The sequence below is a fragment of the Ruegeria sp. AB6 genome, from assembly GCF_056542685.1.
This window is the reverse complement of sequence record NZ_JBQGAD010000001.1, coordinates 235230-248582: the sequence shown is the minus strand read 5'-3', so window position 1 is coordinate 248582 and position 13353 is coordinate 235230. Positions and strand designations below refer to the sequence as shown.

The 13353-nt window shown below is 58.1% G+C and carries 10 protein-coding genes; 6 read left to right on the top strand and 4 right to left on the bottom strand.

From position 1 onward, the window contains the following. Positions 1-158: 158 nt before the first annotated feature. Both ACR0DB_RS01205 and ACR0DB_RS01200 read right to left on the bottom strand, forming a co-directional pair. Positions 159-974: a ferritin-like domain-containing protein gene (locus ACR0DB_RS01205; RefSeq protein ID WP_480549082.1), complete on the bottom strand. Its 816-nt coding sequence runs from the start codon at positions 972-974 to the stop codon at positions 159-161. 81 nt (positions 975-1055) lie between these two features. Continuing rightward, a complete protein-coding gene (locus ACR0DB_RS01200) occupies positions 1056-1517 on the bottom strand; it encodes a peroxiredoxin (protein WP_170782603.1) in 462 nt (153 codons plus the stop codon). An 83-nt stretch (positions 1518-1600) separates the two neighbouring features. On the opposite strand from ACR0DB_RS01200, the gene ACR0DB_RS01195 reads away from it, so the two are divergent. From ACR0DB_RS01195 to ACR0DB_RS01180, 4 genes are all read left to right on the top strand, one after another. Then, complete coding sequence (locus ACR0DB_RS01195) at positions 1601-4972, top strand: YhdP family protein (RefSeq protein ID WP_480548336.1); 3372 nt, start codon at positions 1601-1603, stop codon at positions 4970-4972. A gap of 44 nt (positions 4973-5016) precedes the next feature. Further along, a complete protein-coding gene (gene queA, locus ACR0DB_RS01190) occupies positions 5017-6066 on the top strand; it encodes a tRNA preQ1(34) S-adenosylmethionine ribosyltransferase-isomerase QueA (protein WP_480548334.1) in 1050 nt (349 codons plus the stop codon). 109 nt (positions 6067-6175) lie between these two features. Further along, positions 6176-7447 carry an MFS transporter gene (locus ACR0DB_RS01185; RefSeq protein ID WP_170788778.1) on the top strand — a complete coding sequence of 424 codons (1272 nt, stop codon included), beginning with the start codon at positions 6176-6178 and terminating at the stop codon, positions 7445-7447. 109 nt (positions 7448-7556) lie between these two features. Beyond that, positions 7557-8132, top strand: a complete 576-nt coding sequence (locus ACR0DB_RS01180) for a DUF924 family protein (RefSeq protein WP_480548332.1) — start codon at positions 7557-7559, stop codon at positions 8130-8132. Here the strand turns inward: ACR0DB_RS01180 and ACR0DB_RS01175 are convergent. Next, on the bottom strand, positions 8129-8563 hold the full coding sequence (locus ACR0DB_RS01175) for a hypothetical protein (RefSeq protein WP_480548330.1): 435 nt from the start codon (positions 8561-8563) through the stop codon (positions 8129-8131). The genes ACR0DB_RS01180 and ACR0DB_RS01175 overlap by 4 nt on opposite strands. Before the next feature lie 216 nt (positions 8564-8779). Between ACR0DB_RS01175 and lpdA the strand changes: the two genes are divergently transcribed. Continuing rightward, complete coding sequence (gene lpdA, locus ACR0DB_RS01170) at positions 8780-10174, top strand: dihydrolipoyl dehydrogenase (RefSeq protein WP_480548328.1); 1395 nt, start codon at positions 8780-8782, stop codon at positions 10172-10174. Between the two features lie 132 nt (positions 10175-10306). Here the strand turns inward: lpdA and ACR0DB_RS01165 are convergent, their stop codons facing one another. Continuing rightward, a complete protein-coding gene (locus tag ACR0DB_RS01165) occupies positions 10307-11692 on the bottom strand; it encodes a dipeptidase (RefSeq protein ID WP_170782596.1) in 1386 nt (461 codons plus the stop codon). Between the two features lie 313 nt (positions 11693-12005). Between ACR0DB_RS01165 and hemA the strand changes: the two genes are divergently transcribed. Further along, the gene (gene hemA, locus ACR0DB_RS01160; RefSeq protein ID WP_170782595.1) at positions 12006-13229 is read left to right on the top strand and encodes a 5-aminolevulinate synthase; all 1224 of its coding nucleotides are present in this window, start codon (positions 12006-12008) and stop codon (positions 13227-13229) included. The last annotated feature ends 124 nt before the right edge of the window (positions 13230-13353 follow it).

The following is a 13353-nucleotide window of genomic DNA, read 5'->3' as shown; positions in this document are numbered from 1 at the left end:
CAATTCGGGACCGGTTGTGAGTTGTCTCCGTCCCTTGGGCCAACTGCATAGAGGGGACGTGCGATTTGGGCAAGTTTGTTAACCAGTTCACACAACGAACCGGTTTTTTCCCGCCCATTTTAGGCGGGAAGTTGCCGATAACGTCAACTTGTGTAGGTTTAACGCGCTTGACCGGGCGCAGGTAGGTCCTCGGTCAGGGGCCAGTAGAAATCGGGGGGCAATCCGGCCTCAGCGCGTTTTTCTTCGTTGAAGGGTGGTTTCAGCACACCGTGGAAGTAGCGCCGCACCAAGGAGTGGAACACATCCTTGGGGTCGGCATTCTCGCGCCCGCAAAGGAAATGGAACCATTTCGAGCCATAGGCCACATGTCCTACCTCTTCGGCATAGATCACCTCGAGTGCGGCAATGGCGTGCTCATCCTTAGCTTTGCGGAAGATGCCGATCATGCCCGGTGTGACATCCAGCCCGCGCGCCTCGAGCACCATGGGGACGACGGCCAGACGGCCCATCAGGTCCTCGGCGGTGTCTTCAGCGGCGCGCCACATCCCGGCATGGGCAGGCAGGGCACCATAGTGGCTGCCCATGCGTTCCAAACAATCACAGACCATCTCGAAATGGCGCGATTCTTCTTCGGCGCATTTCACCCAGTCGTCATAGAATCCGATGGGCATGGGGACATGCCCGAAACGTGCGATGATGTCCCAATGAAGATCCACTGCGTTCAGTTCGATATGGGCAACCGCATGCAACAATGCGATCCGGCCTGCCTCGGTGCCGGGTTTGCGCTTGGGCACCTCGCGCGGGGACAGAAGCTCGGGCTTATCTGGGCGCGCGGGGGACAAAGGCGGAGACGCCGTGCCGATTTCAATCGCGGGCGCATCCCCGCCGCGGGCGGCGAACCATTCGGCGGCATAGCGTTTGGACAGCGCGGTTTTTGCGTGTCCATCCGCGGTCGTCAGAACTTCGGTCGCCATCTGGGTCAGGGTTTTGGACACCGTTTTTCTCCGCTTGATCGGACTGCGTCATAGACCGGATGGCGACCGCAAGAAAAGGGGTCAGAGGTCGCGGACGGCCTCAAGCACCTCATCCACATGGCCGGGTACTTTGACCTTGCGCCAGACCTTGGCGACCTTGCCCTCGGCGTCGATCAAAAAAGTGGATCGTTCGATCCCCATCGACTTGCGCCCATACATGTTCTTTTCAACCCACACGCCATAATCCTCACAAACGGTCGAGCTTTCGTCGGACAAAAGTGGCGTGGTCAGGCTGTGTTTGGCGACGAATTTGTCGTGCTTGGCCACGCTGTCGCGCGAAATGCCGAAAACGTGAGCGCCCGCATCCGCAAAGGCCTGAAGTTGTTCCGAGAAACCGATGGATTCCTTGGTGCAGCCCGGCGTATCATCGCGGGGGTAAAAGAACAAAACGACGGCACCGCCGCGCAGGTCTGACAACGTGACCTCGCCACCGCCGTCGCGAGGCAAAGTGAAATCAGGGGCGATGTCTGTAACGTCGGGCATTGGAAACTCCGCTAAAGGTTTTTAAGTGCTGCCCGTGATCATAGGGCGGTGCGAGCGGGTTGAAAGGCGTGGATAGCAATTTGGTGCAGCACGACGATAAAAGTGCAGACCAGAGCAAGACACCCCGGCGTCGCAGGTCGCGCCGTCGGCTGGTTGCCTATGTGACCCTTGGCTTTACGTTGATGCTTGGCGCGCTGGCTGTCGCCGGTTGGTTCTTTCTGATCGGTCACCAGTTACACGCGCCCCAATGGATGCGCACGCAGGCTGAAAAACGGCTGGATCAGACGCTGGGCGGGCTGAAAGTTCGGTTCGGTGATGCGACGTTTTTCGTGAATGAACAATGGCTTCCACGGCTAAGGTTACGTGACGTGACGATCAGTGACGCGGCGGGTCAGCAGATCGCGCAGGTCGGCGACTTGCGGACGCGCCTGTCTATGCGCGGCCTGTTGCGTGGCCAGATCCGCCCGCGTCGCATCATCCTGCAAGATGCCCAGATAGCCCTGACGCGCAACAAGGACGGGGCGTTGTCGCTGACGGTCGGGTCCGGCAGCTCTCCGATGCAGCAGGCCCCGACGCTAGCTGAACTGATCGAGGAATCGGATGATGTGTTTCTGTCGCCAATCCTGTCGGGTCTGCGGTCGGTCGAGTTGCAATCGCTGACGCTGGACTACCAGGATTTGCGACTGGGTAGGGCCTGGGTTTTCGATGGCGGCCACATTACCGTCACACGCGAAGGTGACGAAATGCGCCTTGCCACCGGCTTTTCGGTTCTGACCGGGCGGGACTATGCCAGCTCGATCGAGGCCAATTATACCAGTCTTCTGGGTAGTCCTCAGGCAAGTTTCGGATTTTCGATCACCGATTTACCTTCCGAGGATATTGCTGGGCAAAGCCTTGCACTAGCCTGGCTGCAAGTGCTCAAAGCGCCGATTTCAGGGTCCTTGCGGGGCAGCATCGACGATCAAGCCGCGCTGGGCCCGCTGTTTGCCACCCTGAACCTTGGCGCAGGGGCCGTTCAGCCTACGCCCGAGACAAAACCCATTCGCTTCGAGTCTGCCCGGACGTATTTCACCTATGACCCAAGCCAGCAGGTGCTAGATTTTAACGAGGCGTCCGTGGTCTCGGACCTTGGAGCCATTCAGGCCGAGGGCAAGGCGTTTCTGCAAGGCATCGAAGACGGTGCGTTGGAAAGCCTGACCGCTCAGTTGCAGCTCAACAGCATCGACATCTATCCCGGCGGCCTGTTCCCGGAATCGTTGGAATCCGCGCGGGCCGAGCTGGACTTCCAGATGAAACTTTTGCCGTTCGAATTGCGTTTGGGACAACTGACCCTGACGGATGCCGATCACACATTGCGGGCCTCGGGGCGCTTACTTGGGCGACCCGACGGGTGGGTCGCGTCTCTGGATGCGCATCTGGATACGATGACCTCGGACCGGCTTTTGAACTACTGGCCCGAGATTTTGGCCCCCAAACCCCGCCTATGGGTGTCTGAAAACCTGTATGAGGGTGATTTCGCGGACATCGAATTCTCGCTTCGGGTCCGTCCCGAAACCAAACCTGATCTCTATCTGGGTTTCGGGTTCGACAACGCGAAGATCAAATTTGCCAAGACCCTGCCGCCCGTTCAGGACGCACAAGGCCGGGTAAGCCTTCTGGAAAACCGCTTCACCGCCTCGGCCGAAAGTGGGGTGGTGATGGCCCCCGAAGGGGGCGCAGTAGATGCGTCGGGGACGTCCTTCATCATCCCCGATACGTCGATCAAAAAGGACTCGCCTGCGATTGCCCGGATCAAAGCCAAGGGCAAGGCGACTGCTGCGCTGTCGCTTCTGGACCTGCCGCCGCTTGAATTGCTAAGCAAGGCCAATTTGCCCGTTGATTTAGCAGCGGGTGATGTCAGCCTGTCGGGCACGCTGTCCCTGCCGTTGATAAAAGGGCTGAAATTCGAAGATACCGAGTTTCATTTCACCGGTGACATCGACAATGTAAAAAGCGACCGGCTGGTTCCTGGTTTCACGATCAGTGCCGATCGACTGACATTGTCGGGCGATCAAGCTGCTGTCGAAATTGGCGGCTACGGTCTGTTTGGCGACGTGCCCTTGCAAGCAACATGGCGCCAACCCATCGGTGGCACCGAGCCGCAACGCAGTCAGCTGTCGGGCGAGATTGAACTGTCCCCGCGACTAATGACCGAGTTGAAGGCGGGCCTGCCTCAGGGGATGCTGACCGGGCAGGGTACAGCCGATATCAATCTGGGAATTGGGGCGGGTGAACCGATCGCGCTGACGGCGACTTCGGATCTGGTCGGTGTCGCGCTGTCGATCCCTGAGTTGGGTTGGCGCAAGGGGCGGCAAGCCCAGGGAAGAATGACGCTCGACGCGACGTTGGGCGATCAACTGAGGGTCAATTCGCTGAAACTGGATGCGGCAGGGCTGCGCAGCACCGCGTCGATCTCATTCCGCGACGATGGTGAATTCGACAAGGTCGAGTTCAGCTCGTTCGATTTGGGCAATTGGCTTGCCGTCCCGGCCGAGTTGGTCAGCCGTGGCGCCTCGGTGCCTGATATTCGGGTGCAAGGCGGGGTGGTCAATCTGGGTGGCGCCACCTTTGGCGGCGGTAGCAGCGGCAGCGGGGGGACCGGGAACGGGCCGAATCTGGATGTGGTTCTGGATCGGTTGCAAGTGACGGAAAGTATAGCACTGACTGGTTTCAAGGGCGATTTCCGTACCACGGGCGGTGTCACGGGCGGCTTCACTGCGCGGATCAACGGCAGTGCCCCGGTACGCGGGACGATCACTCCACGCGGTGCACGCAGCGCGGTCGAGTTGATCTCGGATGATGCAGGCGAGGCGCTTCGCGCTGCCGGGGTAATCACACAGGCGCGGGGCGGCACACTGACCATGACGCTGGAGCCGGTCGGCAACGGCAGTGACTATGACGCCAACTTGAAAATCTCGAACACGCGGATCACCGATGCGCCTGCCATGGCGGCCCTGCTGAACGCAATCAGCCTGGTCGGGTTGATTGACGAAATGGCCGGGCAGGGGATCTTTTTTGCGACAATTGAAAGCCGAATGCGCATCACACCGACCGAGATCAAGGTCCTCAGCGGCAGCGCGGTTGGTCCTTCAATGGGGCTGTCCTTCGATGGAACAGTCGACCTTGCGAATGGGCTGCTGAACCTGCGCGGCGCGATTTCACCAATATACCTGGTCAACGCGGTGGGCAGCCTGTTGACCAAAAAGGGTGAAGGGGTCATCGGGTTCAACTATTCCCTGACCGGTCCGCTCACCGCGCCCAAGGTTGCGGTCAACCCTTTGTCGGGCCTTGCGCCTTTGTTCTTGCGTAATTTGCTTAGACCACCACCGCCAAAAGTGACGGACGGGCCGAATTCTCAGCCGGTCAAGTCGGACAACACGAAAGCAGCCTCTGGGACCCGCGGCGAGGACCGCTAAATTGGGTTGTTGCTGAATCCAGCGGGGCCTTGTAATGCGCCCGCATGAAACTCAGCGATTTTGATTTCCATCTACCCGAAGACCTGATTGCCACGCGGCCCGCGACCCCTCGGTCGTCGGCGCGTTTGCTGGTTGCGCACGGCAATGCCATTTCGGATGCGCATGTGTTCGATCTTCCCGGCTGGTTGCGGGCCGGGGATCGCCTTGTCCTGAACGACACCCGCGTCATTCCCGCCCGTCTGAATGGTCGCCGCCACCGCGACAGCGCGCAGGGGCCGGTCTCGGCCGCGATCGAGGCCACCTTGTTAGAGCCGCAGGCGGATGGCACGTGGACCGCGCTGATCAAACCGTTGAAAAAGGTCAAACCGGGCGAGGATATCCGGTTCTCGGACGACCTCAGCGCGACGCTGGACCGGGTCGAAGAGAGGCAGGCCTATCTGCGGTTCAACCTGACGGGTGAGGATTTTGATGCCGCGCTTGAACAGGCCGGGGCGATGCCTTTGCCGCCCTATATCGCCGCCAAGCGCCCGGCGGATGAGCAGGACAAGACTGATTACCAGACCATCTGGGCGCGTAATTCTGGCGCGGTCGCAGCCCCGACCGCATCACTGCACTTCGACACCGCGCTGATGCAGGCCCTTGAAGCGCGTGGCGTGGAGTTCAGCCATGTCACTTTGCATGTCGGCGCGGGCACCTTCCTGCCGGTCAAGGTCGAGGATGTGACAACCCACAAGATGCACGCCGAATGGGGTCGTGTCAGCGAAGAGGCCGCGCAGCAGATACGCGCCACCAAGGCTGCCGGAGGCCGCGTGATCCCGGTGGGTACCACCGCCTTGCGCCTGATCGAGAGCGCCGCGCGCAGCGGAGAAATCGCGCCGTGGGAAGGCGAGACCGACATTTTCATCTATCCCGGCTTCCAGTTCCACGTCACCGATGCGCTAATGACAAACTTCCACCTGCCGAAATCCACTTTGCTGATGCTGGTCTCGGCACTGATGGGGCAGGACAGGATTCACGATGTTTATGCTCATGCAATTGAACAGAAATATCGGTTCTTCTCATACGGCGATGCATCGCTTTTGATCCCGGAATAAGTCGCGTGTCGGGATCAAAACATGGTAATGTCGTAGACAAGCACGACCCAAGCCGCTTTTCATCTGAAACTGATCAAAACTGTCAAACCGCTTCAACTCGGAGGCCCCAATGATTCAGGTCCTTTCCAGCGCGTGGGCGCTTCTTCTTGGTATGGGCCTGCTTATGGTTGGCAACGGCCTGCAGGGTACAATTCTGGGCGTGCGGGGTGAGATCGAAGGGTTTTCAACCCTCGAGATGTCCTTTGTCATGTCCGCCTATTTCCTGGGTTTTCTGGGCGGCTCACGTCTTGCCCCCGAGATGATCCGCCGCGTGGGCCATGTAAGGGTCTTTGCGGCGCTGGCCTCTTTCATTTCAGCGGTGATGATCATGTATCCGCTGTTGACCAATGAAATCGCATGGATTTTGGGTCGTATGGTGATCGGGTTCTGCTTTTCCGGCGTTTACGTCACCGCTGAAAGCTGGCTCAACAATGCGGCCAATAACGAGAACCGAGGACAAGCGCTGTCACTTTACATGATTGTGCAGATGACGGGGATTATCGCTGCACAGGGGCTGGTTCTGATTGGTGATCCGTCAGGCTATGAAACCTTTGTCATCGCCTCGATCCTGGTGTCCGTATCATTTGCTCCGATCTTGCTGTCGATCTCTCCGACGCCCGCTTTTGACAGCACCAAACCAATGACCCTGCGCGAGTTGATGGGCAATTCACCTCTGGGCTGTATCGGCATGTTCCTTCTGGGGGGTGTGTTCTCGGCTCAGTTCGGCATGGCGGCAGTTTACGGCGCACGGGCCGGGCTGACACTGGTCGAGATATCGACCTTCGTCGCCGCGTTCTACGTGGGCGCCGTGCTGCTGCAATATCCGCTGGGTTGGTTTTCAGATCGGATGGACCGGCGCTTCCTGATCATGCTCGTGGCTCTGACCGGGGCGGGGGGCGCAGTTACGGCCATGCTGTTTGGGACGGTCTTTCCGATCCTGCTCGCCTCGGCCTTTGTGATTGGTGGCATGTCGAACCCGCTCTATTCGCTACTGATTGCCCATGCGAATGACTTTCTGGACAATGAAGATATGGCAGCGGCTTCGGGCGGTTTGGTGTTTATCAACGGTATGGGGGCAATCGCGGGTCCGCTGATCACCGGTTGGCTGATGGGCGACGCAATCTTTGGGCCTCCGGGCTTCTTCCTGATCATTGCCGCCCTGCTGGTGGCACTGGCCGGATACGCCATGTACCGCATGACACAGCGCGCCGCTATTCCGGTGGATGAGACAGGCACTATGTCGCCGCTGTATCCAACCGCCTCTCCGGTGGCGTTCGAGGTCGCGCAGGAAGTGGCCATCGAAGCCGCCGAGGCCGATCAGGATACGCAAGATGTTGCCTAAAACACGGAATTATTGCGCAAATGTTGCAATATGTTACTGTCATAAATCTGTAAAACGCCCTTAAATGACGTTACGTCCCTGGGGAGGCGAACAGACGGAGTATTGGGCAATGGCAGGGCCTGAAGACGTACTGAGTTTTTGGTTGGATGAAGTTGGTCCCAAAGGGTGGTATGAGCAGGATGAGGCGCTTGATGCCGAAATCCGCAAAAAATTCCTGACCACATGGGAACAGGCGTGCGAGGGCAAATTCTCGCTATGGCTGACCTATCCCAGCGGATCATTGGCTTACATCATCCTGATGGATCAATTCCCACGCAATATGTTCCGAGGCAGTGCTAAAGCCTTTGCATCGGACCGCGCCGCTCTGACGGCTGCGAAATGCGCGGTGGACAAGGGTTGGGACCTCAAGATCGACGAACCCGCACGGCAATTCTTTTATCTACCGATGATGCATTCGGAAAACTTGTGCGATCAGGAACGCTGCGTGCGATTGATGTGTCAGAACATCAATTCGGACTCCAGCAATCTGCTGCACGCGCGGGCCCATCGTGAAGTGATCCGCCAGTTCGGTCGCTTCCCCTATCGGAACGAGGCTTTGTCGCGCCCCATGACCGCGCCCGAAGCCGCCTATGTGGACATGGGTGGCTACGGTGCAACGGTCCGTGAATTGCAGGCCGCGACCTAAGACGAAGGCACACAGCCACGAATGGCAATCACGCGGTCGGCGATTGCGTCGGCCGTCGTGTTTATGGCGGTATTGATTAAGTGGTCCGGCAATTCAGTGAGATCGGCGATACGCGCCTGTGACGTTTGCAGCTTGGTTTCAAGCTGTTCAAGCTTGGCCATGGCCGTCGATATCTGTGCTGCGACGGCGCTGTCTGCGATAACCGCCGCCGATTGTAGTGACGACAATTCACTGCGCAGGGCGGTCAATTCGCCACGCACGCCCTTCACCTCTTCTTTCAGCGGAGCAACGATTTGAAACTTTTCCGTGAGAGTCGTCGTTAAATCGTCAACGGTCGAGGCGAGCTTCCACCCCAGAAACAGGCACAGGGCCACCAGGATCAGGGTCGCGTTCAATAGGGCAAGCAACAGGTCTGTCAGCGTTCTGGCCATGGTCGAAACTTCCAATACAATACAATCAATGAGTGCCGGGCGGACCCGACGTCTATGTTCTAGCCATTGTGCCTTGCGCGGTATAGGCTGAAAACAGCGTGTATCTTGTGCGCTGACCCTGCGTCGCTTTTGCCGCGGGACGATATTGTTGATGCATTTAGAAAGTTAGTTTAATGGTAAACTAATCTCTGAAACGACCTGCGCCGAGAGGGAACAATGGCAGCACACTCTTTTGATCTGATCGTAATCGGCGCCGGGCCCGGCGGGTATGTAGCAGCAATTCGTGCAGCGCAGCTCGGTCTGAAAACGGCCGTTGTCGAGCGTGAGCACCTGGGCGGTATCTGCCTGAACTGGGGCTGTATTCCAACAAAGGCGCTGCTGCGATCTTCAGAAGTGTTTCACCTTATGGAACGCGCCAAGGATTTTGGTCTGAAGGCCGACAAGATCGGGTATGATCTGGATGCGGTGGTTAAAAGGTCGCGCGGGGTCGCGGCGCAATTGTCAGGCGGCATTGGTCATCTGCTGAAAAAGAACAAAGTGACCGTTGTGATGGGCGAGGCAACGATCCCGGCCAAGGGCAAGGTCTCGGTCAAAACCGAAAAAGGGACCGAGGACATGACGGCCAAGAACATCGTGCTAGCGACGGGCGCGCGAGCGCGCGAGTTGCCCGGTCTTGAGGCGGATGGCGATCTGGTCTGGACCTACAAACATGCACTTCAACCTCCCCGGATGCCTAAAAAGCTGTTGGTGATCGGGTCAGGCGCAATTGGGATCGAATTTGCCAGCTTCTACAATACACTGGGCGCGGACACGACCGTGGTCGAGGTGATGGATCGGGTTCTGCCGGTCGAGGACGCTGAGATCAGCGCCTTTGCCAAAAAAGCCTTCACCAAGCAGGGCATGACCATCATGGAAAAAGCGATGGTCAAGCAGCTTGATCGCGGCAAAGGCAAAGTCACCGCGCATATCGAGGTGAAGGGCAAGGTCGAAAAGCACGATTTCGATACGGTAATCTCAGCGGTTGGCATTGTCGGTAATGTCGAGAATCTAGGGCTCGAGGCCTTAGGGGTGAAAATCGACCGTACCCACGTGGTCACAGATGAGTTCTGCCGGACCGGTGTCGAGGGGCTATATGCAATCGGGGACATCGCCGGCGCGCCCTGGCTGGCGCATAAAGCAAGTCATGAAGGCGTGATGGTCGCCGAACTGATCGCAGGTAAACACGCACACCCGGTCAAGCCCGAGAGCATTGCGGGTTGCACCTATTGTCAGCCGCAGGTCGCCTCGGTCGGGTATACAGAAGCCAAGGCCAAAGAACTGGGTTATGACATCAAAGTCGGCCGCTTCCCCTTCATCGGCAACGGCAAGGCTATTGCCTTGGGTGAGCCTGAGGGGATGATCAAAACGATCTTTGATGCCAAAACTGGCGAATTGCTGGGTGCGCACATGGTTGGCGCGGAAGTGACGGAAATGATTCAGGGCTATGTAGTCGGTCGTCAATTGGAGACCACGGAAGAAGATCTGATGAACACAGTTTTCCCGCATCCAACCTTGTCTGAGATGATGCATGAAAGTGTATTGGATGCCTATGGGCGCGTGATCCACATGTAAGTGAAGGGGGGCTCTGCCCCCGCCGCGGCAAGCCGCGACTCCCCCGGGATATTTTTAGCCAGATGAAGCGGGAATCCTTCATTCATCTGGCCTTAAATATCCCGGAGCGCGAGGCAGAGCCTCGCTTAGCCCCTAGTTGCTCAGTGCGTGCAGGATACGGGCCCAGGACCGGATGCCTTTGTGGAAGCTCTTTACGTCGTATTTCTCGTTCGGCGAATGAATCGCATCGTCGTCATTGGCAAAACCGACCAGCATGGAATCCAGCCCCAATTCGGTGCTGAAATATCCGACGACCGGGATTGATCCTCCCATGCCGGTGAAGACAGCCTCGCGCCCCCATTCGTCCGATAGCGCGCCGCGTGCGGCCTCGAATTCGGGGCGATCCAGGTTCATCACCGATGCCGGGGCGCCTTCAAGGTCGTTATCCCATTCAACCGTTGCATCTGCCGAAAGGCGATCCTCCACATGTTTGCGGATTTTGTTGCGCAGATCGTCAGGGTCCATATCGCCAACAAGGCGGCAGGTGATCTTGCAATGGGCGCGCGAGGGGATCACCGTTTTGGACCCCGCACCGTTGTACCCGCCCCAAAGCCCGTTGACCTCGAGTGTCGGGCGCGCCCATTGTTGTTCAAGGGTGGAATAGCCCTTTTCGCCATGCGGTTGCGAATAGCCGACGGAGTTCAGATAGTCAGCTTCGTCGAAACCGCAGTCTTGCCATTGGCGCAACTGGTCAGCGGGAACCTCGTGGACGCCATCATAAAAGCCGTCGACTGCAACCCGACCGGTTTCGTCATCATAGAAAGAGGCAACAATCTTCGACAATTCTCGCAACGGGTTCAGACCCGGTCCCCCGTAGTGGCCCGAGTGCAGGTCGATCCGGGGGCCGACGATGGTGAATTCGTCCTTGAGCATCCCGCGCAGCTGAGACGCGATTGAGGGCACCCCACGCGACACCATCGAGGTATCGCAAACCAGGGCCAGATCGGCTTTCAACTCGGCCGCGTTTTCGCGCAGGAAGGGCACAAGTGAGGGCGAACCGGATTCCTCTTCGCCTTCGAAGAAAAAAGTAATGCGGCAAGGCAGGGTGCCGTGAACGGCTTTCCAGGCGCGGCAGGCCTCGACAAAAGTCATCAACTGCCCCTTATCGTCCGAGGATCCCCGCCCCCGGATGACAGGGCCGTTGTCGGTGTCTTCGATGGCCGGGTCGAACGGGTCGCGGTTCCACAGGTTCAGCGGGTCCACTGGCTGCACATCATAGTGCCCGTAAAACAGTACATGCGGCGCGTCGTTATCTTCTCCGATATGCCCAACGACCATCGGGTGGCCCGTGGTTTCGCGCTTTTCTGCCTGAATGCCGATGGTTTTCAGGTCGGCCACCAGCCAGTCCGCAGCTTGGCTGACTTGAGCGTCAAAAGCCGGGTCAGTCGAAATCGAAGGGATGCGCAACAATTCCATCAACCGGTCGATTGAGGTTTGCAGATCGGCGTCGATGCGGGTGAGAACTGCGTCAAGCGTCATGAGGGGGACTCCGGCCAAAAGGATTTCTGGCGGCACCCTAACAGGGCGATCCTTGCCGTCCAGTCCGTTTGCTGTCAAAAAAGGCGCAATAACTGACGCATGCGACCGCCCCCTGCGTCGTTTCCTCGCGTTTCTTGGACGTAAGTTTACTTGTCGGGTAGGATGTGAGGCGATATTTGATGCAAATCAAATAAGCATTCCCAGACTCACTTATATGGTGCGATCACTTGGGACCATATCGGCGTCGGATGAAAACGGGGTCGGGGAAGATGTTCGGTCAATGCGGATTGGCCGGGCTTTTAAGGAGAAACCGGTGGACTATACTGCTCAGCTCGATACCGCGATTGCCAGGCTGCACGACGAAGGACGCTACCGGACCTTCATCGACATCGAACGTCGTAACGGCCATTTCCCGCATGCGGTACACACGCGCCCGGACGGGTCCACACAGAACATCACCGTCTGGTGCGGCAATGACTACTTGGGCATGGGCCAGAACCCGGTTGTCCTGAACGCGATGCACGAAGCTGTGGATTCGGCAGGGGCCGGTTCGGGTGGCACGCGCAACATCTCGGGCACGACGGTTTACCACAAGCAGCTTGAGGCTGAACTGGCTGATCTGCATGGCAAAGAGGCGGCGTTGCTCTTCACCTCGGCCTATATTGCCAATGACGCAACGCTGAGCACGCTGCCCAAACTGTTTCCTGGTCTGATTATCTATTCGGATGCGCTGAATCACGCTTCGATGATCGAAGGCGTGCGCCGCAACGGTGGCGCCAAGCGGATCTTCCGTCATAACGACGTCGCTCATCTGCGCGAACTGCTGGAGGCTGACGATCCGGCCGCTCCCAAGCTGATCGCGTTTGAATCCGTCTATTCGATGGATGGAGATTTCGGCCCGATCGAAGAAATTTGCGATCTGGCAGATGAATTTGGTGCTCTGACCTACATTGATGAGGTTCATGCGGTTGGCATGTACGGCCCCCGCGGTGGCGGTGTGACCGAGCGGGATCGTCTGGCGCATCGGATCGACATCATCAACGGAACGCTGGCCAAAGCCTTTGGTGTGATGGGTGGCTATATCGCGGCAAGCGAGAAAATGTGTGACGCTGTGCGCTCTTATGCGCCGGGCTTCATCTTTACCACGTCGCTGCCGCCTGCCGTTGCTGCGGGTGCGGCGGCCTCGGTTGCCTATCTGAAGACTGCCCCGGAACTGCGTGAGCTGCACCAAACACAGGCGAAAATCCTGAAGCTGCGACTGAAAGGGTTGGGCCTGCCGCTGATCGACCATGGCAGCCATATTGTGCCGGTGATCGTTGGCAATCCGGTTCATACGAAAAAGCTCAGCGATATGCTGCTGGACGACTATGGAATCTACGTGCAGCCGATCAATTTCCCGACCGTTCCGCGCGGAACCGAGCGTTTGCGGTTCACTCCATCGCCGGTTCACGGGCCGGATGAAATGAACGCTCTGGTGCAGGCGATGGACGAACTTTGGTCACATTGTGCGCTAAATCGCGCCGAACTCGCCGGTTAACCTCACGCCAAAGTGTGCAACGCGTTCATAGCGTGTTAGGCTTAAGCTAACAAAAGTAGCAGACGAATCGGTAGGCATGATTCGGCTCTGGCGTGAAACACGCGTAGGCAGAATGGGGCAGCAG